This is a genomic window from Parageobacillus sp. KH3-4 (assembly GCF_022846435.1).
GTDB classification, from domain to species: domain Bacteria; phylum Bacillota; class Bacilli; order Bacillales; family Anoxybacillaceae; genus Parageobacillus; species Parageobacillus thermoglucosidasius_A.
Genome location: NZ_AP025627.1, coordinates 921980 through 944117, shown reverse-complemented (window position 1 = coordinate 944117; position 22138 = coordinate 921980). Strand labels below are relative to the sequence as shown.

Sequence of the window (22138 nt, the reverse complement as noted above, 5' to 3'; positions counted from 1 at the left end):
AAGATTATCGCATTTGAGAAGGTAGGGAGAGGCGATGTCCAAATTTTTACAAGGAACGGTGATTTTAATCGTTGCCGGCTTGATTACAAGGGTGCTTGGATTTGTCAATCGGATTGTCGTCGCCCGCGTCATCGGCGGGGAAGGGGTTGGGCTGTACATGATGGCAATGCCTACGCTTGTGTTGGCGATTACGATCACGCAAATGGGGCTGCCCGTTGCCATTTCGAAACTAGTTGCAGAAGCCGAAGCGATCGGCGACCGACAAAAAGTGAAAAAAATTCTTGTCGTTTCTTTAACGATGACTGGCATACTTAGCGTTATTTTCTTCCCTGCTATGATCTTGCTCGCTCCGTTTTTGTCACAAACGTTGTTCACGGACCCGCGAACCTATTATCCGCTGATCGCCATCGCCCCAGTCGTCCCAATCATTGCAATTTCCTCCGTGTTGCGCGGATATTTCCAAGGAAAACAACAAATGAAGCCATATGCGTATTCACAGTTATTAGAACAAATCGTCCGCATCAGCTTAATAGCAATTTGTACAAAAGCGCTGTTGCCATACGGCATTGAATATGCTGCCGCAGGCGCCGTGCTTTCGTCGGTAATCGGCGAATTCGCATCACTATTATACTTGCTTTACATGTTTAAGTTAAAAAAATCGATGAAAGTGCACGCAAAGTTTTTTCAATATGTCAAAGCTGGAAAGCACACGTTTATCAGCTTAATGCGCATTGCTTTGCCAACGACAGGCAGCCGGTTAATTGGTTCCCTTTCGTGGTTTTTGGAACCGATTGTCGTTGCGAACAGCTTGGCCATCGCCGGGGTCGCAACAACGCTGGCGACAAAACAATACGGCCAGCTGACCGGATATGCGCTTCCATTATTAATGCTGCCATCTTTTATTACGTATTCATTATCAACGTCTCTTGTTCCAGCAATTAGCGAAGCAGCGGCACAAAAACAAACATTATTGGTGGAACACCGCACTCAGCAGGCCATGCGTCTTTCTCTTGTCACCGGCGGGCTCTCTGTCGTCGTCTTATATGTGTTTGCGGAACCGCTCATGCAGTTGATGTACGGCACAAGCGAAGCGACCATTTTTGTCAAAGTGATGGCGCCATTTTTCTTATTCTATTACTTTCAAGGTCCGCTGCAAGCGATATTGCAAGGCCTTGATTTGGCGAAAGCGGCGATGACAAACAGCCTCATTGGCGCAGCCGTAAAAATTGCCTGCATTTTCGCTTTGGCAACCCAGCCAAACTTAGGAATTATGGGAGCGGCATTGGCAATTGCGATCAATACCGTGTTAGTCACATTGCTGCATTTTGCAACGATCGTAAAAGCATTATCTTATTCCGTTTATGTAAGCGAATATGTCAAAACGTGTTTATCTATCATTGCAGCAGGAGCCATTGGATACGTATCATTTCATCATACTTTCGTTATGTTCCCTCTGCCTATGCGGACGTTAGTGGCCATTACGGCGACAACCATCGTTTATTTGCTTTTATTGATCATTTTTCAATTGATTAAACGAGAAGAGCTTGCGCAAATCCCGGCAATTGGCGCCCTTTTTACGAAAAAAAACCGCAAATAAACTTCTAAACGCGTCCAAACAAGAATATACTTTGGTAAAACGATTATCGAGCGACAAGGGGGAGTGAGATGGCAAGAATTGGAACAGCCGTTATTTATGGAATCATCACAATTTTCTTATTGGCGGCTCTTATTAGCTTCTTTTTATCTCTCATTCTCAAATGGACGAACGTGCAAGAATCTTCACTAACATGGGTGATTTTTGCCGGATCGCTTCTTTCAGTATTCATCGGGGGGTTTGTGGCCGGAGGAAAAGGAAAAGAAAAAGGTTGGTTTATCGGCGGGATCACAAGTTTGCTATTTACATTCATTGTATTTCTATTTCAATTTTTAGGATTAGAAAAAGCGTTCACCCTCGAACAATGGTTGTACCATCTTAGCTTTTTTGTCGCAGCGGCGCTTGGCGGGATTGTCGGGGTAAATATGACAGCATCGCGAAATTAAATGGTGACGGCTACCTTCGTTTGAAAAGGTAGCCGTTTTCATTTACTTATTTTCGGATACAACCTCGCGCACTGCCGAGCGGTCATAGGTAAGACGCGTTCCGTCTCCTGCACGAATGACCACTTTATCTTCGTCGACCGAATCGATGATTCCATGCAGCCCGCCGATAGTGATGATTTTATCTCCTTTCTTTAAATTGGCTTGCATTTGCTGAATCGCACGCTGCCGTTTCTGCTGCGGCCGAAGCAGCAAGAAATAAAAAATGACAAAAAACAAAATAATTGGTAGCAAATTCACAATCGTCGCTGACATAAAATCCCCTCTTTCTGAGTCATATTTTATTTAAAAGTTTTTCGCATTTGGTTTATTAAAGCCATAGCGTTCAAAAAATTCATCGCGAAAATCCCGGAGACGATCCTCGCGAATCGCTTGTCTGATCTGCTCCATTAATTTTATCAAAAAGTAAACGTTATGATAAGAAGTTAAACGAATCCCAAACGTTTCATCACATTTGATAAGATGGCGAATGTATGCACGCGTATAATTGCGGCATGTATAACAGTCGCAGTTAGGATCAAGCGGCGAAAAATCGCGAGCGTATTGCGCGTTTTTAATGACGACGCGCCCTTGGCTTGTCATGACCGTTCCATTGCGCCCGATCCGTGTCGGAAGCACGCAGTCAAACATATCGATGCCGCGAATCGCCCCGTCGATGAGCGAGTCCGGTGAACCAACTCCCATCAAGTAGCGCGGCTTGTTCGCCGGCAAAAGCGGTGTCGTAAACTCAAGCACGCGATTCATCACTTCTTTCGGCTCGCCAACAGATAGGCCGCCGACCGCATATCCCGGAAAATCTAACGACACTAAGTCTTGCGCGCTCTGTCTGCGCAGATCTTCAAATTCCCCGCCCTGCACAATGCCGAACAAACCTTGCGCATCCGGGCGCTTGTGCGCTTTTAAACAACGCTCCGCCCAACGGCTTGTCCGTTCAACGGACTGTTTCATGTATTCATATGTCGCCGGATATGGCGGGCATTCATCAAACGCCATAATAATGTCGGAACCGAGTGCGTTTTGTATTTCGATCGCCTTTTCTGGAGATAAAAATAGTTTATCGCCGTTTAAATGGTTTCGAAAATATACCCCTTCTTCCTCGATTTTTCGAAAATCGCTTAAACTAAACACTTGAAAACCACCGGAATCGGTTAAAATGCCGCGGTCCCAGTTCATAAACGAATGAAGGCCGCCGGCTTCTTTGACGATTTCGTGTCCCGGCCGCAGCCATAAATGATACGTATTGCTTAAAATAATGCCTGCGCCCATCTCTTTTAATTCTTCCGGCGATAACGTTTTGACAGTCGCTAACGTCCCTACTGGCATGAACATCGGTGTTTCAAACGAACCGTGCGGCGTATGGATCACTCCAAGCCGCGCACCTGTTTGTTTGCATGTTTTAATGAGCTCAAAACGAATCGGTGATGTCAAGCCAACGCTCTCCTTTCTTAAATAATCAACATTGCATCGCCGAAGCTAAAGAATCGATACCGCTCTTTCACCGCCACGTTGTAAGCGCGCAAAATGTTTTCGCGGCCGGCAAGCGCGCTGACAAGCATAATAAGCGTTGATTTCGGCAAATGAAAGTTTGTCACCAAGCCATCGATTGCCTTAAACTCATAGCCTGGATAAATGAAAATATCCGTCCAACCGCTTTCCGCAACAAATGTGCCGTTATGTCTTGCGGCGATCGTCTCCAACGTGCGCGTAGACGTCGTGCCGACAGCAATAATGCGGCCTCCTTGCCGCCTTGTCTCGTTTAACAATTGCGCCGTCTCTTCCGTCATTTGATAAAATTCGGCGTGCATATCATGTTCTTCAATGTTTTCGACATTAACAGGGCGAAACGTGCCAAGCCCGACATGAAGAGTAATAAACGCGATATGCACCCCTTTGGCGCGGATATCATCAAGAAGCTGTTCCGTAAAATGAAGACCGGCTGTCGGCGCTGCCGCTGAGCCGATTTCACGGGCATATACAGTCTGGTAGCGTTCCGGGTCATCCAATTTTTCCTTAATATAGGGAGGTAGCGGCATCTCCCCAAGCTGTTCAAGCACTTCATAAAAAATACCCCGGTAGGAAAATTGCAAAACGCGGCCCCCGTGTTCAAGCGTATCAACGCACGTCGCTTTCAGCCGCCCATCGCCAAAAATAATTTTCGTGCCGTCTTTTACCCGTCTTGCCGGTTTTACTAGCGTTTCCCATCGGTCTCCTTCCAATTGTTTCAGCAACAGCACCTCAATGTTGGCGCCGGTATCTTCTTTTTCCCCGTAAAGACGCGCTGGCATCACACGTGTATCATTAAGAACGAGGCAATCTCCTTCACGTAAATACGATAAAATGTTGCGAAAAGTTTCATGGCGAATTTCGCCGGTTTTTTTATCAAGCACCATCAACCGCGATGCATCGCGGTTTGGCAGCGGTGTTTGCGCAATTAGCTCTTCCGGTAAATTAAAGTCAAACAAATCGATTTTCATTTTTTCTCACCTTGCCTTGTTGTTTAACGGAATCGACCAAGCAGATAAAAAATGAGGGACAGCACAACGCTTAGCAAAATCGACGTAACAATCGGAAAATAAAAAGTCGTATTCCCCTTGCGAATAATAATATCTCCTGGAAGCCGCCCCAGTTTAATAAACTGCATGAGAAACCCGATAATGATGAGAACGGCCCCAACTGTCATGATGAGCTTAGGCAGGCTATTCATGTTTTGGAACCTCCATTCCAAAATGTTTGTAAGCAACAGGGGTAACGATGCGGCCGCGCGGGGTGCGCTGTAAAAAGCCGATTTGCAGCAAGTACGGCTCATACACGTCTTCAATCGTCTGCGCCTCTTCGCCGATCGTTGCGGCAATCGTATCAATGCCAACCGGTCCGCCGTTAAACTTTTCCATAATCGCTTTGATCAATTTATGATCGATATGATCAAGGCCTAACCGATCGACTTGCAGTAGCTCCAACGCCTCTTTCGCCAATGAAAACGTGATCGTTCCGTCTCCACGCACTTGGGCAAAATCGCGGACGCGGCGCAAAAGGCGATTCGCGATGCGCGGTGTTCCTCGCGAGCGCCGGGCGATTTCCAATGCGGCTTCCGCCTTAATGTCCACGTGCAAAATCTCCGCCGTCCGCATCACAATTTGCGTAAGATGTTCAGGTTGGTAATACTCCAACCGGCTAATCACCCCAAAACGGTCGCGAAGCGGTGCGGATAAAGCGCCTGCCCTTGTCGTGGCGCCGACAAGCGTAAATGGGGGCAAATCAATGCGGATGGAACGGGCGGTTTGTCCTTTTCCAATCACGATATCCAAGCAATAATCTTCCATCGCCGGATACAGCACTTCCTCGACGGAACGGTGCAACCGGTGAATTTCATCAATGAATAACACATCTCCTGGCTCCAAGGAAGTTAAAATCGCCGCTAAATCGCCGGGGCGCTCAATCGCCGGACCGGAAGTCGTGCGAAGGTGGACACCCATTTCATTCGCAATAATTCCTGCTAACGTTGTCTTTCCCAGCCCGGGAGGACCGTACAGCAGCACATGATCAAGCGTTTCTTCGCGCATTTTCGCCGCTTCAATAAATACTTTTAAATTGTCTTTCACTTTATCTTGTCCAATATATTCATGCAAAAACTTCGGGCGGAGACTATATTCCAGCGAAACGTCTTCACGATGGACATCGCCGGAAACAAGGCGTTCTTCCATGTTCCTCCCCTCCCTATTTTAACAGTTGCTGAAGCGCGCGCTTCACATATTGGTCAGTGGACAAGTTTTCTTTCATTAACGACGGCACTACTTTTTGAATTTCCCGTTCCGCGTAGCCTAACGCTTTTAACGCCGCGATCGCCTCCTCGAGAGCGGATAAATGAGATGATTCCGATTCTTCTTGGGGATGAAACAAATCTGGATATGTTCTAGTAGCAACAGCAGTAAGCTTCCCTTTTAAATCGAGAATCATTTGCCGCGCCGTTTTTTTTCCGACGCCCGGAAACTTGCATAAAAACGTTTCGTTCTCTTGTTCAATCGCTTCGACAAGCTGCTCAGGCCGCCCTGCCGCTAAAATCGCCAAACCGCCTTTTGGGCCGATTCCCGAAACTTGCAATAGCTTTGCAAACAACGCTCGTTCTTCGCGGGTGCGAAATCCGTACAAAGCAAGCATATCTTCACGTACGTATTGGTATGTATAAACCGTCACGATCGTATCGCGGCTTTCTTGAAACGAAAACGGATTGGGCGTAAAGATTTGATACCCAATGCCGTTGTTGTCGATCACAATATATTCCGGGCAAACATAATCAACATATCCGCGGACAAATTCAATCAACGCTGTACCCCTCTCTTTTCTTTCCTGCCTTTCCATTGTATCATACCATTACATTATAACAAAAAGCGAATGTATATTCCTATTTAAAAAACAAAAAAGACTTACCCATAGGTTATCAATACCTAAATCATAAAAGTCTCTAAAAGATAAAGGAGAACACATATTGTACATGACTAAAATGTGTTCTCCTTTTTTCTTTTTATTAAACTAAAGCACAGTTAAACAAGCAGGGGGACACCCGTTCTTGTTGATTGACAACAAAGTCGTTTAAATACAAATAAAGTTGTTACATTTACAATAAAGTTATTTAAAAACGTCCATTAGGTTGTTCAACTAAAGGGCCATTTTCTGGAATAAGTAAGAGAATTATTTTCTTAGCTTCTGTAATAATTTACACTTATTAAAAAAGGACGCACCCCAAACTTTGACATTCGCCATGTCAGGGCGTCCCCAACAAGAGTGTTGGGGCATGTAAAAGCGTGCGGCATAGTTTTGCATAGCTATCAACTCCTTAAAGCCTCTCAGAAGCCCTCACAGGCTTTCTAAGGGCTATCCTATTTTTTCTATTTCCGCCAAAAAGTTGAACAGTCTGCCTTATCCTTGATATTAAATTCAATTATCTTCTCTAGCAATTCGTAATTAACTGGTTCAGTCCATTGAATTCGGAACAAGCGTGAAGAAGCGCTGTAGCCAGCTTGGGCGATTTCATCGGCAAAATGCACCATTGCCTCTTCTTCGGGTAAAATGCTCAAATGATTCTTTGCTGTGGCAAACATAATGATGTATGTGCCGTGATCGGTAAACGTGGGTTTGTTCCACTTGATTTGCGGCTCCAGGTTTGGAAATTTCTTAGTTACCCAAGTCAAAACTTCTTCCGTTCTGGCCCGATGTTGCGGGTTATCAATATGCGCTAAATATTCTGCAAAAACTTCCATGTTGTTCCCTCCTAAAATAAAAAATTATGTCGTTCAGAGAAGTTCCTCAAACCCATTCGTCGTTAAAACTCCTCACAGAACCGCTCAGACACGTTCTTAAACAACACCTATTTCCAACTATATATTTTAAACCTGTGGATAGTCAAAATGGCTTAAAACGCAAATTAGAGGCTTTAAAAAGTATCTGACTTGTATCGCCAGCGATAGCTGGTCTGTCTAAAAGTATATAACTACATGTCATCTATAGCTACATAGCATAAATCCTATTTTTAATTTTCAACTTTGCAACAGAACCCACTAATATTTATAAAGCATTAGAAACAACAGATAAAAAACAACAAAAAAACAAAACAATTAACCTCATTTAATTAAATATTTATTCCAATTTCCTTTTTGTGTAGAAACTTTACCCCTAAAAACCCTAGAGCATGTCATGGAGTGCTATTTGGTCCTGTTTTTTTTACCTATGTTATTTTTGATTCCTGGCATAAGCATTTGGTTACTTATAAAAATTGCATTAGGTGTTAATTAACAATAAATTTAAAAACACCTGTTAAGTTATTTCATTTAAGGGCGCTATTATGGAATAAAACTTAGATTTTTAAACGACTTTATTGTTTATTTTTTTAGTTCGGTAAAGCATTTATTATTAAAAATTAAACAACTTTATTTTCCCCCCCTCCTAAAATCAGGACGGGGGTATGGGTGTTTGAGGTTTTAAAATTAAATAACTTTATTGTCATTCTACAGTTCTCCCCACCACCTAAAACTTTTTATATATCTCTGCGTAAGCCACTTTCAATTGTTCTCGCAATTGCTTGTTTTCGTCTTCTAACTTTTTGATTTTTCGTTTCAATGATTCAATTAGAGCGTCTTTGTTATTCTCATTCATTTCACGCTTTATTCGTTTTGCAGTAGGAGCCTGTGCTTGTTGTTGACGCAGCGTTTCAATACGCTCACGCAGTTCAGGATGGTTGTATAGTGTCGCTTTCGCTACACCTGCTTCGTTTGCTACACTATTAAAATTAATGCTCTCATTGGCTCGTATGAGCCTTTTAATAGCTTCATCAACCTTTTGAAAGGTGAGAGTCTTTCTTTCAGCGTGAATGGCTTTCAAATGCTCTCTACGGTCATAGTTAGCCATTTTAAACACCTTGCTTTCGTTTGATTCGTTCTAGTCGCCCAAAGATGATATTGCCTTCTTTAATGGTGTTTAAAATTTTCTCGTAGCGCTCTAAATTCTTTTTATTTTTTTCAACCATGTCATATCTGCCATGTTGTTCCGCAACTTCTATTGTCTTTGTTGTCGTTTTGATTAATAATTCATACTTCTGTATATCCAAATCAGAAAAACCGATGGCTAAGTCCTTACACGGACTTCCACCGTTACATGTTAAACATGGTGGTTCTTCGGCATACGGACAATTCCCATTGATTCTTGCGCGACAAGTTCCATATGGATTGTCAATCGCATTCAACTTGTGGTCGCGCCACAACGTTTCTAAAATATCGCTTGGAATATCCTCATCAGGTTTTACTTCTCGAACCTCGCCATTCAAGTTAAAACTAAATACGCCTTGTTTTATCACTTTCTCAAAAGCTTTACGCTTGGTATCGTCTAATAATTTAGCGTATCGCAGTGTCATTTCAGGGGAAGCGTGTGCCAATAGTTCTTGAACGGTTAGAATATCTGCACCACTGTTTAACATTTTGACTGCATAGGTGTGACGAATTTGATGGGGTTTGAAGTAAAACAGATTCCCATTTTCGTCTGTAATATTTTTGGCTTTTGCTAATGTATTAAGTTGGGTTCGCACCCACTCTTGAAGAAATGGTTTTCCTTTGCGAGAACCGCGATAACGAACAAAGATATATTTTTCAGGATTATTGTCGTCATTGCTGTTTTTAATGGATTTATCAATTAATACCGCAAGAATACTGGCTAATTCATCATCAATCGGAATCCGATGCCCTTGTACATATGTTTTTTCAATATCGGCTTCAATATAATATTTTCCATTGAGTTTAACTAAACAATCTTGTTTTAATCCTAATACACCAGAAATCCGCAATCCTGTTTCAAAAAGCAATTGAATTAACAATCTATCTCGGATATTGGTGGTTGCTTTGATCAATTGTTGAACTTCTTCTTTCGTTAAAACTTTCGGCTCTTTTACTTTCAAAATATGACGGTTAGAAGGCTTATTTTTATTGACATGATACAGAAAATCCTTGTATCTCGTTCTCCCGCCTGTAAACACTTGTTTCGTCAACTTATCGACCATATCGTTTTGAAGTTCCTCATTCCGATACAAATAGTCGTAAAAATTAGTGACGGCTGTAATGATCAGATTAATTGTTTTTTCTGCTCTCTTTTCTCTTTGCTTTCGCAGGCTGCAATGGAGTCACCTTTGTGCTTTCATATGGATTTCTCAACCATGCGACAAATTCCACCAAGTCTTCCAAACGAATCTTCCTGTAATCCTTCTTTTTTTCCTGTAAAAACACAAAATACTGCTTTAACGCATAACAGTAGGTCTTCAGTGTATTCCTGCTTTTCCCCGTTGTATCTAAATACTTCAGATACTTCACCACAGGAATCACAGGAAATCCTTCTTCATCCACCAATATGTATCTCCTGTTGTTATTCTCTAAGAGAACCTCTCGCACCCTCATGGACCTTCACCACCTAATGACTTTCCTTTTTACGCTCGGTCGAAAGACCTCGCTACGCCTCCCGCTGTAGTCTATGTCCTCCTCCTCAAAAAAAAAGAAACAAAATCTAAATAATAGAACTATTATGTATGAAAAAAGAGGATATATGTTCTTATGCTGAACATAATATCCTCCTAATCATTATAGTATATTTAACAAAAGATAAGTCTATTGCATCAAAGCAAAATGGCGATATGTTTCGATAATGTCTTGATATTGCGATTTGGAGACAACGCGAATTCCCTGCTTCAACTGCTTATGCTGGCGGCTTTCCAGCTTTTTCACATCAATTTGAAAAAACGATTGAATGATCCGCTTGGAATGCGCGGGTTTTCCTTCAAAAATCGATAACGTTCCGTCTTCAGTAATTCCAAAATAACCGTTTGTTTTTAATAATGGAGAAATATCGTTTACTGTTTTGCGAAATACAAGCGTTTCATCATCCATATTCACAAGCTGCCAGCCTTTATATTTTTTCCATATATCTTTCATGGACACAACGGTTTCTTCTTTCGTCTCTTCGCTCACTTCTCCGTCCAAGTATTGCCGTTCTAAAACAATCGTCATTTTTACGGGTGCCGGCGCAGCCAAAGCAGCTTGGATGAACAATATATGGAAAAACATCGCGAAGAAAGTGGCAAGCATTCGCATTTCCTTTTCCTCTCTTTCAAGGTAAAAATAAAATGCTCACTTCTATTTTCACCAATGTGAGAAGTTTTATCCGCTTTCTTTCAATATCCTCAATTTTTCACATCCCTTGTCTGCCTTTTCGACAAAACATGTGCCTGATTAGCGAAAAAAATAATGCCCTATACACTAGGTATAGGACATTATTTGGCCGTTACTCATCCAACACGGATTCGTCCAAGTTGTGGTACACTTCTTGGACGTCGTCGTCGTCTTCCAGCGTATCGATCAGCTTCAACATTTTTTTCAAATCATCGCCAGCCAGTGTCGTATACGTTTGCGGAATCATTGTAATTTCGGCACTGGCAAACGAAAAGCCTTGTTTCTCCAACTGTTCTTTTACTTCTTCAAACGTTTCCGGCGTTGTATAAATTTCAAACGAATCTTCGGTTGTTTCCATTTCTTCCGCTCCTGCTTCAATCGCTTGAAGAAGCATGTCGTCTTCATCGATGTCAAGCCCTTCTCGGGCAATAACGAGCAGCCCTTTTCGCTCAAACAAATAAGAAACGCAGCCGGTTTCCCCTAAATTACCGCCATTTTTCGAAAATGCCACCCGCACGTTCGAAGCAGTGCGGTTTTTATTATCCGTTAAGCAAACAACCATAACCGCAACGCCGCCAGGCCCGTATCCTTCATAGCGAACTTCTTCGTAGTTCGTCTGTTCTTGGTTTCCCGTCGCTTTTTTGATGGCACGCTCAATATTTTCATTCGGCATGTTCGCCGCTCTTGCTTTTTCAATAACAAGGCGCAAGGCTGGATTAGCTGCTGGATCACCTCCGCCTGTTTTGGCTGCTACGTAAATTTCTTTCGCCAATTTCATAAACAGTTTGCCGCGCTTTGCGTCTTGCGCGTTTTTACGGCGTTGAATGTTCTTCCACTTCGAATGTCCAGCCATCGAAATTTCTCCTCTCATCGCAACGAAATTTCCGATATTACTATACCAAAAAAACGGGAAAATGTCATAATAAAACGGGAACGCCTTGAAAAAAGCATTCCCTTATGAAAATTACCGTGTATTGGCAGGACGTTCTATCATTTTTCCGTTGATAAAAATCGTTTTTAAATCCCGTTCGATTTCCTCCATCGGCCGGCCGCGGCGAATATCGTTGTCGATGGTGCGGACGCGGTTGTACATGCTCGGGTTCGATATGATGCGCACATGTTTTCCTTTCGTGTATGGCGCAACCGCTTGTGAGACAAGACGCTTCACGCGATCCGCGTGTTTGGCGTCAGTCGAAATCGCGACAAGCACATGGTCACGATAAACGAGCGCTCGCGCATCGTTTACTCCTTTCACCGCATCTGCGCGGCGCGAAACTGTTTCCGCTAATCGTCCATCATAACTTCTATAATAAGAAGGATTTGCTTCGTTTTCCATCGAATTTAAATGGCCATGGTAGTTGCGGTCGCCATCGCCGAAATCGGTGTCGATCGGAAGCACTGGTGCATCGGTATCAAACCGAGTCGTTCCCGGAAGCCGCATACGGTTATTGTCAGTGAAAAAATCGGTCACCGGCCCTCGACGGCTTAATATATAGTTGTTGTCGTAATTAACCGTATTTGTCCCGTAGCGGCCGTAGCGATACTGATCAGCGAAGCGCTCCGTCGAATAATACCCAATCGGGCGCGTCGTATTGCTGTAACGAGGATCATCATCGTCCGCGCCATTGGCACATGCGGCAAGCCCGCTTATGAAACAAACAGCCCCGATGATGTTCATTGCTCTTTTCAACGCAAAAACCCCCTTCTCCTCCTTCAAGCAAGGCCCAAAAAATTTTTGGCCTTATGATTAGCTTGGCAAAGGAAAGGGAGTTTTATCGCTGTCAGTTAACGGCAGAATTAGAATTTTGGCGGCGCGATCGCCAATTGCCGTTTATGATGTGAACGCTGGTGCAATCGCTCAATAATTTGCCGGTCCTTTTCTGGAATTTCCTCACCTTTTAAATATTTATCGATCATTTCGTACGTTGTTCCCATTTCGCTTTCATCTGTTTGTCCTTCCCATAATCCGGCGCTTGGCGCTTTTGTAATGATTTCGTTCGGAACGCCGAGAATGCGCGCCATCTCGCGCACTTCTCCTTTCGTAAAATGAACGAGCGGCACTAAATCAACTCCGCCGTCCCCATATTTAGTAAAATACCCCGTATACCATTCCGCTGCATTATCCGTGCCGACCACCATATATCCGTAATTGTTGGCAACGGCGTATAATGTCGTCATGCGAAGGCGCGCTCTTGTGTTCGCATCGCCTAAACGCGCTGCTGTTTCATTCCACTCTCCTTTTTCTTTCAATTGTTTTTCCACTTCTCCGAATAACGTATTATGCGTTTCCGTTAAATCAATGATTAAGTGCTTAATGCCGCAGCTTTCCACCACTTTTAATGCGTCTTCCATATCTTTCGGATTGCTTTTGCACGGCATGATCAATCCAAGAGAGCTGTCCGGAAACGCGCGTTTAATTAAGTGGGCGACGACTGCTGAGTCGATACCGCCGCTAATGCCGACAACCGCTCCATTCAATCCGGCGCCCGCCACTTGTTCACGCAGCCATTGAATCAGTTTTTCAATTTTTTCCCTCATCTTTTTTCAACTTCCTTTCACGAAAAATTCCATATATCATTTTATCATATCGATAATTTCGCGGACAAACTGATTACGTTCTTCGCGTGCAACAGAAAGGCGTCTGTTGCGCCGTAGCGCAAAGCGCCATTCCCGCATAATATCAGCGGGAAATAAAAGGGCATGTAAAAACCACGGCTTTGTAAGCCACCGTGAAAAACGAGAAAATTGAAATAACTTTGTAAAAGACCATTGCAAATGAGGCAAAATACGGCTGGCGTACTGCAAATAATCGATGCCCGGCGGGGCGACGGCAACCGTGTCATAATCGATTAAATAAATCATTCCCTCTTTTGTCCGCAAAAAATTATGGGATGCGACATCGCCGTGAATAATCGCAACAGGTTCCTCCGCCAAAAGAGGCATATAGCTTGCGAAAGTGGAAAGGCAATATTCGGCATGTTGAATTGTCCAAGCGATATCTTCTTTATCCATTATTCGCTCCAGCAACGATAAATGGGAATAAAACTCATCATAACGGCGCCGCCACTTGCTATATAGGTGATAGTGCGGAATAATTGTTTGAAACGTCGGAATTTTCACCAGCATCGCGGTGATAAAATGGTACGTTTGCAACAATTCGAGCCCATCGGCGATATCTTGCCGGCGAGCAAATGACAATCTTTCCGCATCAGAAATATATGTTTGCATGATCCAAAAAGCGTTTTCAACAAAAAATACCCCATTTTGCCCAATAGCAGTATATACAGCGGGAACATGGGCAAACCCCGCCTGTCTCAGCGACTGCATAAACACCGCTTGCCTCATCGCTTCGAAAAAAGTTCGATACCGTTTTGCAACCCAACACCCTTCGCATGCGGTGACGACCCATACATTTTGTTTGACCATTTTGATGCTTTTCACGCGCAAACCGTATTCGTTTTGCAGAAGAAAAAAGAGACGACCAATTCCATCGCCTCTTTTTCGTCTATTGTTCATTATGATCGTCGCCCGCCGTATCTTGCGGTTCTGTAAACGGTCGTTCTTCCCCGCGAAGGAACGCTGGTGCAGGCGAAGCTTGTGGGAATGGGTATGCCGGTCCTGCAACATATGGTTGGACTGGATATGAAGCGAATGCAGGCGGCATGTACGAATAAAACATTGGATTCCATCCATGCACTTGCATTACTGGCGTTATCGGTGTGCATGGCACCATTGGATAAGGAGCAAGTGCAGGCGAAGGAAGTGGTGAATATCCAATTGGCGCGATATTGGCTGCTGTTGATGGCGCGACATTTTCTGCATGATGATCTGGCATTGGTGGTGCTTCTCCTGATTCGCTGCTGCTTTCTTCAATGCCAGGAAACGCATGGGAACTGCTTGATTCCATCTGATCCGTTAATGGCTGCGGATATGTTGGGTAACTGCTTGGCATTGATGGCATGAACGGAAAATAAAATCCGGCATCTGGCAAAACCGGAGTGACTGGAACGCACGGATATTGCGGTAGCGGTGCAAGCAGTGGCATTCCTGTTAAATATGGTTGCGGCATGACCGGTACATGCGGAATGTTTGGCAGCGCCGGTGGTGTATCGTTATCCATTTCTGCCTTTTCTTTTTCTGCCGTTTCCGCAGGGCTTTCTATTTCTGCTTCTGGTTTCATTATCCCTGGTAAAATATTTTCTGGCTTCGGCGGAATCGGCAGAACGTTTGAAAGTGCATTGGAAAAGTTAATATTTACGTTTGGAGCAACTGGCGGAATCGTATGTGATAGCGGTGGTATATTTAGCTGTTTTTTTAATTCTTTTTCCGAAGTTGGTGCGATGTTCGGTATTTTATGCGGCTCGTTCATTAGCTGTTTTGGCGGCTCATTGACTGGCGGATGCGGCGATTCATTCACCGTCGGTTTTGGGGATTCATTCATTGGCAGCTTCGGCGCTTCATTCATTGATGGTTTCGGCATTTCTTTTTTGATTGGTTTTGGCTGCTCATTTACTAGCGGCTTTGGCGATTCGTTCACCGCCGGTTTTGGCGTTTCATTCATTGACGGTTTTGGGGATTCTTTGACTTTTTCTTTTTCCGGAGATGGAACATTTGGGGAAAGTTCTGTTTCAATATCCACAGATATAAACGGTTTTATGTTGGCATACGGATGTTCCACATTTTCCATCTCTTGTTTTGGAACCATATTTATTTTCGTTTCTTTTTTCGGCATCTCTTTTTTTACCGGAACTCCGGCAGTCGGCACTTTAATTTTCATTCCCGGCATAATCATATTTGGATTGCTTAAATGACCGTTCATTTTTTTTAATTGTTCAAAGTCGACACCGTACTTTTGCGCAATTTTCCAAAGCGTGTCGCCTTTTTGGACAATATGGATTTTCACTGCGTCCCCCTCCTAAACCGAAACTGTTCGCATTGTATTTCAGCTTTCGCTTGTTGTCACCATCATCCTTCAACATAATCTATGATAAAGACAGCTATTTTATGATAAAAAAATCATCCTGTCAGACAGTGATTATTCCGTCTGACAGGATGTGATTCTTTACGCCAACGCTAACATCCGGGTAAGCGCCTGCGAAGCATCTTGCGCAATCAGCGGCGGAACGGCAATTTGGTTAACGATTACGCCTCTTTCAAGCAATTCGAGCGCCCATAACAAATGCGGCAAATCGATGCGGTTCATCGTGAAACACGGGCACATGTACGGGTTTAACGAGACAATTTCTTTATCGGGATGTTCGCGAATAATCCGGTTGACTAAATTCATTTCCGTGCCGATTGCCCATTTGCTTCCAGCCGGAGCGTTTCGGATCGTTTCAATAATGTATTTCGTTGAACCGACATAATCGGCTTGCTGTACAACATCCCAGCTACATTCCGGATGAACGATAATATTCACGTCCGGCTTTGTCTGCCGGATGTGCTCAATATGACGGACGGTAAAATTTTCGTGAACGGAGCAATGCCCTTTCCAAAGAATCACTTTTACTTTCTTTATATTGCCTTTATATTCTAAGCGATCTGTATGCGGATCCCATACCGCCATTTCATCAAGAGCGACTCCAAGTTGGTATGCTGTGTTTCTCCCCAAATGTTGATCCGGCAAAAAGAAAATTCGCTCTTTTTGCTTCAGTGCCCACGCCACCATTTTTTTCGCGTTTGAAGAAGTAACGGTCGCGCCGCCACAGCGCCCAACAAACGCTTTAATCGCTGCCGTCGAATTTATATACGTTAACGGCAAAATCGTGTCGCCAAACAGATCGCGTAATATCGGCCACGCCCGTTCCACTTGTGCAATGTCCGCCATATCAGCCATCGAGCACCCGGCCCGCATATCCGGCAAAATGACTTTTTGACGGGGATTCGTTAAAATATCTGCCGTTTCTGCCATAAAATGTACGCCGCAAAACACGATGTACTCTGCTTCGCTGTTTTGCGCCGCCACTTGCGCAAGTTGCAGCGAATCGCCCGTTGCATCGGCAAACTGAATCACTTCGTCTTTTTGATAATGATGCCCTGGGATGAACAACTTGTTTCCAAATCGTTCTTTTATTGCGTGAACGCGTGCTTCCATCTCTTTTATGCTCATTGTCTTATAACTTTCCGGCATATGATCAAGCCGCTTCATTGCTTCTAACACGTCCATTATTTTCTCCCCCTACATTCATCTTTGCAAATGAAAACTAATATCTAATGATTTAGCAGAATGTGTCAACATCCCGAGAGAAATATAATCTACGCCAGTTGTCCCGTACGCAGCGAGGTTTTCGAGCGTGATCCCGCCCGACGCCTCGGTAATAATCGGCTTCGGCACTAGCGAAACGAACTCGCTCACTTCCTCTGGAGTACGGTTATCAAACATAATGCCATCGACTCCCGCTTCCACCGCTTCTAACACTTGCTCTTTTGTTTCCGTTTCCACTTCGATTTTGACCATAGGACCGAGCTTCGCGCGTACCGTCTGCACCGCTTTCGTAATCGAACCGCAAAAAGCGATATGGTTATCTTTAATCATGACGCCATCATATAAGCCAAAACGGTGATTATAGCCGCCGCCGCACGTAACGGCGTACTTTTCCAACATCCGCAAGCCCGGCGTTGTTTTTCTTGTGTCGCAAATGCGCGTATGGCTGCTGTTTAGCGCCATTACCGCTTGATGTGTTAATGTAGCAATGCCGCTCATTCGCTGCAGCAAATTTAAAATAACGCGCTCACCTGCCAATAACGGAACGACCGGTCCAGAGGCGACGGCAATCGTCTCCTCTCTTTTCACCTGTTCTCCATCCCGTTTATAAAGCGTTACATCGATAGCCGGATGCAATAGACGATATCCTGTCGCAATAATACCTATACCCGCTAACACCCCGTCTTCCTTTGCCGTAAACGTTCCTGCCGCCCATTCGTTTTCTGGAAAAATCGTTTCACTCGTAATATCCTGTTCGCCAATATCTTCAATGAAAAATTGCCGCAATAGCTGTTGTAATTTGAGTTGGTTCATTCTCCTTTCCCCCATTCTTCCAGTGTCGATGCTCCGCTACGCTATTACATTTAGCTCGCTCTTTATCCGCCAAATCCTCCGCTTTTTCCATTGCTCCCGCTCAAATGGATAGTCGGAACGGTAATGCCCTCCTCGGCTTTCTGTACGTTGCAGCGCTGATGTCGTTATTAGCCAGCCTGTTAGCAGCATATGAATAACCGTAATTTCCTCGATGGAAAAATCATCAAGTGAACTGTTCACAAAGTCAGATAACGGAAATTGTTCAAACCACTTTTTTGCATATTGCATTCCTTGTTCATCACGAACGATGCCGATATATGTTGACATGGTCGTTTGAATGGCTGTTATTTCCGGTAAATTGTGCACGACTCTTTTAATATCGCTTTGTATATCATTTGTTTTTTTACGCAATTGTATCGGCGGTGCTGTCTCCTTTCGGACAGCCTCTGCCGCGCGCGCCCCGAATACAATTCCCTCTAGCAGCGAATTGCTCGCCAACCGATTTGCTCCATGAACTCCCGTACATGCCACCTCTCCGACGGCATATAACCCTTGTATGGAAGTTTGGCCGCAATCATTAACCAACACACCCCCCATCAAAAAATGTGCACCTGGCACAATCGGAAGCCTGCCGGTTTCCATATCAATACCATGTTTCGCACATAGATTTGTCATCGTCGGAAATCGTTCGCGGTAGCGATGAATAGCTGAAATATCTAAATAGACATGATGTCCTTTGCTCATTTCGTCATAAATAGTGCGCGCTACAATATCGCGCGGAGCTAAATCCTGCAGCGGATGGATATGCGTCATTATTCTCCGCCCGTCTTCGCTCACTAACACCGCTCCCTCACCGCGCACTGCTTCTGAAATTAACCCAGCCGCTTTCCCATTGACAAACAACATTGTCGGATGGAATTGAATAAATTCGATATCGGCAATAACGGCGCCGGCGCGATAAGCTAATGCAATTCCATCCCCTGTAGCCGTTGAAGCGTTTGAAGAAAAAGCGTACATCCCCGCGCATCCTCCCGCCGCGAGCACGACGGCGCTAGCGTAGTAGCACGCAGTTTTACCTGATGGATCCTTCGTCTTAACTCCGATGCAGCGTCCATTTTGTACAATTAGTTCGATGACATACTCCTTCTCGATGATCGTCACACTTCCCATTAGCGTTTCTAACAAAAACGAAACTATCACCCGTCCTGTCTGATCTCCTTCCGCGTGCAAAATTCGCCGCTTTCTGTGCCCTCCTTCCTGCCCAAGATGAAGGCTGCCGTCCTGATCGACATCGAATGATAATCCTGCTTTCATCAATTCGCGAATTCGTTTTGGCCCTTCGCGAACAAGCAGTTCAACCGCCTTTTCATCATTATGTTGGCATCCAGCAGCCATCGTGTCCTCAAAATGGCAACGCCAGTCATCCTCCTTTGAAATGGACGCAGCGACACCGCCTTGCGCCAGCCATGAATTACTATCTTCTTTTTTTGCTTTTGTGAAAATTGTCACATTTTTATGTTCATGCAAATAATAGGCAGTGGTTAACGCTGCGACGCCACTTCCGACAATAATCACTTCAGTTTCTAGCATAAAAGCGCCTCCTAATTAATACTGTCTTGACACATATATTGACATATATTTAAACTAATGACAAGAGTTTTATACACATTTTATGAACAAAAGGAATGGTTTTGATGATTTATCTGGACTATGCCGCTACAACGCCGATGAGCAAAGAAGCGATCAATGCCTATGTAGAAGCAGCATCCGCCTACTTCGGAAATGCAAGCAGTTTACACGATATTGGAAGCAATGCAGACCGGCTTTTAACGCTTTGTCGAAAAGAGCTTGCCGCACTTATTGGCGGCGAGAAACGGGGGGTTTATTTTACAAGCGGGGGAACAGAGTCGAATATTCTTGCTATCCGTTCGCTCGTTGCCGCACATCGCCACCGCGGCAACCATCTCATCACAACCGAAATAGAACACGCTTCTCTTTATCATTTATTTCAACAGTTAGAAATGGAAGGATTTGATGTTACTTATTTGCCGGTTGACCGCTTTGGTCAAATTGACGTCGACGACTTGGAGCGGGCAATTACGCCGAAAACGATTCTTGTCTCCATTCAACACGCCAATTCAGAAATCGGCACAATACAGCCAATAGCGGAAATTGGGCGACGATTACGGCGACTTGGTGTAATCTTTCATAGCGATTGTGTGCAAACTTTTGGTAAAATACGAATAGATGTGAAGAAGATGTCCGTTGACAGCCTTTCGATTTCCGCTCATAAAATTTATGGACCAAAAGGAGTGGGCGCGGTATATATCGATCCGCGCATCAAATGGCAACCTTGCTTTCCAAACGCTACCCATGAATATGGGTTTCGCCCCGGAACCGTCAATGTGCCTGGAATTACTTCTTTCATTACAGCTGCACAGCACATTTGCGATAATATGGATTCCGAACACGCACGCCTCGAACAACTGCGCCGTTGTTTACTGGCGCTTATTCATGAAAAGAGCTTGCCCGTTACAGTAGAAGGACATCCTGACGCGCGTCTGCCGCATATTGTCGGCCTTTCCGTTCATGGAATCGAAGGCCAATACGTCATGCTGGAATGCAACCGTGATAACATTGCCATTTCCACTGGAAGTGCATGCCAAATAGGGAAACAGGCCCCTCCACGGACGATGTTGGCAGTTGGAAAATCCATAGAAGAAGCAAAGCAATTTATACGCGTTTCATTTGGAAAATGGACAACGGAAAAAGATATTTGCCAATTCGTGTCTTCCCTTGAACGAATCTGTCAACAAAGAAAGGAGCCTGAAATAAGTTGAAAGAAGAGAAAAAAATTCTCGGGGAACAACGACGCCAGCTCATTTTGCAGTGGCTGAAAGAAAGCGACCGGCCGATCACCGGCGCCGAACTCGCGGCAAAAACGAACGTCAGCCGCCAAGTGGTCGTGCAGGATATTTCGCTCTTAAAAGCGCGAAATGAACCGATTATTGCCACAAGCCAAGGCTATTTATACTTGCCGCCAAACGTTCCGGCGCAAACGTATGTGCGCACGATTGCATGCTTTCATACGCCCGAGCAAACGAAAGAAGAATTATATATTCTCGTCGACCACGGCGTCACCGTCAAAGATGTCAAAATCGAACATCCCGTATACGGAGACTTAACTGCTTCCGTGATGGTGAGCAATCGGCTTGAAGTCGATCAATTTATTCAAAAAATTGAAGAAACGAAGGCATCATATTTGCTGCAGCTAACGGACGGCACACATCTTCATACGATTGAAGCGGATTCTCTTGCAAAACTCGATGCCGCCTGTCATGCCCTGAAAAAAGCGGGATTTCTCATTGAATCATAGCCACAAAGCCATTGCCGTCCATAAAGAATAAAACCATCCCTGTCGCTATAGGCCAGGGATGGTTTATTTTTTCCAAAATCCCTCTGCTTCAAATAATATAATACGGATAACTCCCTAACACTTGGACGGTGCAATCAAGCGCTTCAAGCTCCGCGATCGCGCTTGGAATTAACACATCATCCATTTTTTGATCAATATCAATAATGAAAAAATAGTTGCCAAGCCCCGTTTTCGCAGGGCGGGATTCGATTTTCGTTAAGTTTAATTTGCGCCACGCAAACGCGGAAAGCACTTGGTGAAGAGCGCCAGGCTGATCTTTTGGGAGCATCACCATCAACGTCGTTTTATCGCCGGCATAAAGCGGAGAGTCGATTTTCAGCGGTTCGTTTTGCTTGCGGACGATAATAAAACGCGTATGGTTATAATCATAGTCATGAATGTTTTCTTGCACAATCGTAAGCCCGTATTCTTCGGCCGCCAGCCGGTTGGCAATCGCCGCGATTGGAAGGTGCGGGTGTTCGCTGACGAATTTCGCCGCCGCGCTCGTCGATGTCATATATACGTGCTTCGCTTTTTTCAAATGAACATGCAAAAATTTGTGGCATTGCGCAATCGCATGCGAGTGGGAATAAATTTCTTTCACTTCCGTCCAATGATGCGCATGGTACGGATGCACCATTAAATGTTGTTGAATCGGGGCGATAATTTCCCCGACAATCGGAAGCGACTGTTCATGAATTAAATAATCGAGCGTTAAATTCACCGATCCTTCCAGCGCGTTTTCCAGCGGCACCACCCCGGCGTCAATCTCTTCGTTGCTTACCGCATCAATACACTCCGGAATTGTATGATACGGGATTTTTTCTACGTGAGGAAACATGGTGGTCACCGCTAAATCGGTAAATGTCGCTTTCGGACCTAAATAGCCAATTTTCATTCTGCTGCCTC

General features: G+C 44.4%; 23 protein-coding genes and 1 pseudogene. 4 read left to right on the top strand and 20 right to left on the bottom strand.

Translation table 11 applies throughout. The features are described from left to right. The first annotated feature begins 34 nt into the window (after positions 1 to 34). Together spoVB and MWM02_RS04790 are read left to right on the top strand one after the other, a co-directional pair. Complete coding sequence (gene spoVB / locus MWM02_RS04795; protein ID WP_244403058.1) at positions 35 to 1597, top strand: stage V sporulation protein B; 1563 nt, start codon at positions 35 to 37, stop codon at positions 1595 to 1597. Positions 1598 to 1665: 68 nt separating this feature from the next. After that, entirely contained in the window at positions 1666 to 2040 is a 375-nt protein-coding gene (locus MWM02_RS04790) for a TIGR04086 family membrane protein (protein ID WP_064549714.1), read from the top strand. Positions 2041 to 2082: 42 nt separating this feature from the next. On the opposite strand, the gene yajC is transcribed toward MWM02_RS04790, so the two are convergent. The 19 genes and pseudogenes from yajC to nadB all read right to left on the bottom strand — a co-directional run bounded on the left by yajC (position 2083) and on the right by nadB (position 19404). Then, positions 2083 to 2352, bottom strand: coding sequence for a preprotein translocase subunit YajC (gene yajC, locus MWM02_RS04785; RefSeq protein WP_064549713.1), 270 nt, complete (start codon positions 2350 to 2352; stop codon positions 2083 to 2085). A gap of 30 nt (positions 2353 to 2382) precedes the next feature. Next, positions 2383 to 3525, bottom strand: coding sequence for a tRNA guanosine(34) transglycosylase Tgt (tgt, locus tag MWM02_RS04780; RefSeq protein ID WP_064549712.1), 1143 nt, complete (start codon positions 3523 to 3525; stop codon positions 2383 to 2385). Positions 3526 to 3542: 17 nt separating this feature from the next. Beyond that, a complete protein-coding gene (gene queA, locus MWM02_RS04775) occupies positions 3543 to 4571 on the bottom strand; it encodes a tRNA preQ1(34) S-adenosylmethionine ribosyltransferase-isomerase QueA (RefSeq protein ID WP_064549711.1) in 1029 nt (342 codons plus the stop codon). 23 nt (positions 4572 to 4594) lie between these two features. After that, the gene (locus tag MWM02_RS04770) at positions 4595 to 4801 is read right to left on the bottom strand and encodes a DUF2905 domain-containing protein (protein WP_064549710.1); all 207 of its coding nucleotides are present in this window, start codon (positions 4799 to 4801) and stop codon (positions 4595 to 4597) included. After that, entirely contained in the window at positions 4794 to 5798 is a 1005-nt protein-coding gene (gene ruvB / locus MWM02_RS04765) for a Holliday junction branch migration DNA helicase RuvB (RefSeq protein ID WP_064549709.1), read from the bottom strand. The genes MWM02_RS04770 and ruvB overlap by 8 nt, the downstream gene beginning before the upstream one ends. Positions 5799 to 5811: 13 nt before the next feature. Next, positions 5812 to 6417, bottom strand: coding sequence for a Holliday junction branch migration protein RuvA (gene ruvA, locus MWM02_RS04760; protein WP_064549708.1), 606 nt, complete (start codon positions 6415 to 6417; stop codon positions 5812 to 5814). 563 nt (positions 6418 to 6980) lie between these two features. Further along, a complete protein-coding gene (locus MWM02_RS04755) occupies positions 6981 to 7352 on the bottom strand; it encodes an iron chaperone (protein WP_244403057.1) in 372 nt (123 codons plus the stop codon). 763 nt (positions 7353 to 8115) lie between these two features. Beyond that, positions 8116 to 8496 carry a DUF6262 family protein gene (locus MWM02_RS04750; protein ID WP_244403056.1) on the bottom strand — a complete coding sequence of 127 codons (381 nt, stop codon included), beginning with the start codon at positions 8494 to 8496 and terminating at the stop codon, positions 8116 to 8118. 1 nt (position 8497) lies between these two features. Continuing rightward, positions 8498 to 9532, bottom strand: a pseudogene (locus tag MWM02_RS04745) (tyrosine-type recombinase/integrase); the annotation flags it as partial. A gap of 172 nt (positions 9533 to 9704) precedes the next feature. Beyond that, positions 9705 to 9977 (bottom strand): site-specific integrase, encoded by a 273-nt coding sequence (locus tag MWM02_RS04740; protein WP_244403055.1) that lies wholly within the window; start codon positions 9975 to 9977, stop codon positions 9705 to 9707. 258 nt (positions 9978 to 10235) lie between these two features. Next, entirely contained in the window at positions 10236 to 10718 is a 483-nt protein-coding gene (locus tag MWM02_RS04735; protein WP_244403054.1) for an intercompartmental signaling factor BofC, read from the bottom strand. 190 nt (positions 10719 to 10908) lie between these two features. Further along, a complete protein-coding gene (locus tag MWM02_RS04730) occupies positions 10909 to 11649 on the bottom strand; it encodes a YebC/PmpR family DNA-binding transcriptional regulator (RefSeq protein ID WP_064549704.1) in 741 nt (246 codons plus the stop codon). Positions 11650 to 11760: 111 nt separating this feature from the next. Further along, the gene (locus MWM02_RS04725; RefSeq protein ID WP_244403053.1) at positions 11761 to 12486 is read right to left on the bottom strand and encodes a YhcN/YlaJ family sporulation lipoprotein; all 726 of its coding nucleotides are present in this window, start codon (positions 12484 to 12486) and stop codon (positions 11761 to 11763) included. Between the two features lie 107 nt (positions 12487 to 12593). After that, positions 12594 to 13334, bottom strand: coding sequence for an NAD(+) synthase (gene nadE, locus MWM02_RS04720; RefSeq protein WP_064549702.1), 741 nt, complete (start codon positions 13332 to 13334; stop codon positions 12594 to 12596). 36 nt (positions 13335 to 13370) lie between these two features. Beyond that, complete coding sequence (locus MWM02_RS04715) at positions 13371 to 14312, bottom strand: phosphotransferase (protein WP_064549701.1); 942 nt, start codon at positions 14310 to 14312, stop codon at positions 13371 to 13373. Further along, positions 14302 to 15699: a SafA/ExsA family spore coat assembly protein gene (gene safA, locus MWM02_RS04710; protein ID WP_244403052.1), complete on the bottom strand. Its 1398-nt coding sequence runs from the start codon at positions 15697 to 15699 to the stop codon at positions 14302 to 14304. Before safA ends, MWM02_RS04715 begins: the two co-directional genes overlap by 11 nt. 159 nt (positions 15700 to 15858) lie before the next feature. Continuing rightward, a complete protein-coding gene (gene nadA / locus MWM02_RS04705; RefSeq protein ID WP_064549699.1) occupies positions 15859 to 16962 on the bottom strand; it encodes a quinolinate synthase NadA in 1104 nt (367 codons plus the stop codon). An 18-nt stretch (positions 16963 to 16980) separates the two neighbouring features. Continuing rightward, positions 16981 to 17814: a carboxylating nicotinate-nucleotide diphosphorylase gene (gene nadC / locus MWM02_RS04700; protein WP_064549698.1), complete on the bottom strand. Its 834-nt coding sequence runs from the start codon at positions 17812 to 17814 to the stop codon at positions 16981 to 16983. A 36-nt stretch (positions 17815 to 17850) separates the two neighbouring features. After that, positions 17851 to 19404 (bottom strand): L-aspartate oxidase, encoded by a 1554-nt coding sequence (gene nadB, locus MWM02_RS04695; protein ID WP_064549697.1) that lies wholly within the window; start codon positions 19402 to 19404, stop codon positions 17851 to 17853. 104 nt (positions 19405 to 19508) lie between these two features. On the opposite strand from nadB, the gene MWM02_RS04690 reads away from it, so the two are divergent. Next, entirely contained in the window at positions 19509 to 20654 is a 1146-nt protein-coding gene (locus tag MWM02_RS04690; RefSeq protein WP_244403051.1) for an IscS subfamily cysteine desulfurase, read from the top strand. Next, positions 20651 to 21190, top strand: a complete 540-nt coding sequence (locus MWM02_RS04685) for a transcription repressor NadR (RefSeq protein WP_064549695.1) — start codon at positions 20651 to 20653, stop codon at positions 21188 to 21190. The genes MWM02_RS04690 and MWM02_RS04685 overlap by 4 nt, the downstream gene beginning before the upstream one ends. A gap of 88 nt (positions 21191 to 21278) precedes the next feature. Here MWM02_RS04685 and pheA read toward each other — a convergent pair whose 3' ends face one another. After that, entirely contained in the window at positions 21279 to 22127 is an 849-nt protein-coding gene (gene pheA, locus MWM02_RS04680) for a prephenate dehydratase (protein WP_064549694.1), read from the bottom strand. Between the last annotated feature and the right edge of the window lie 11 nt (positions 22128 to 22138).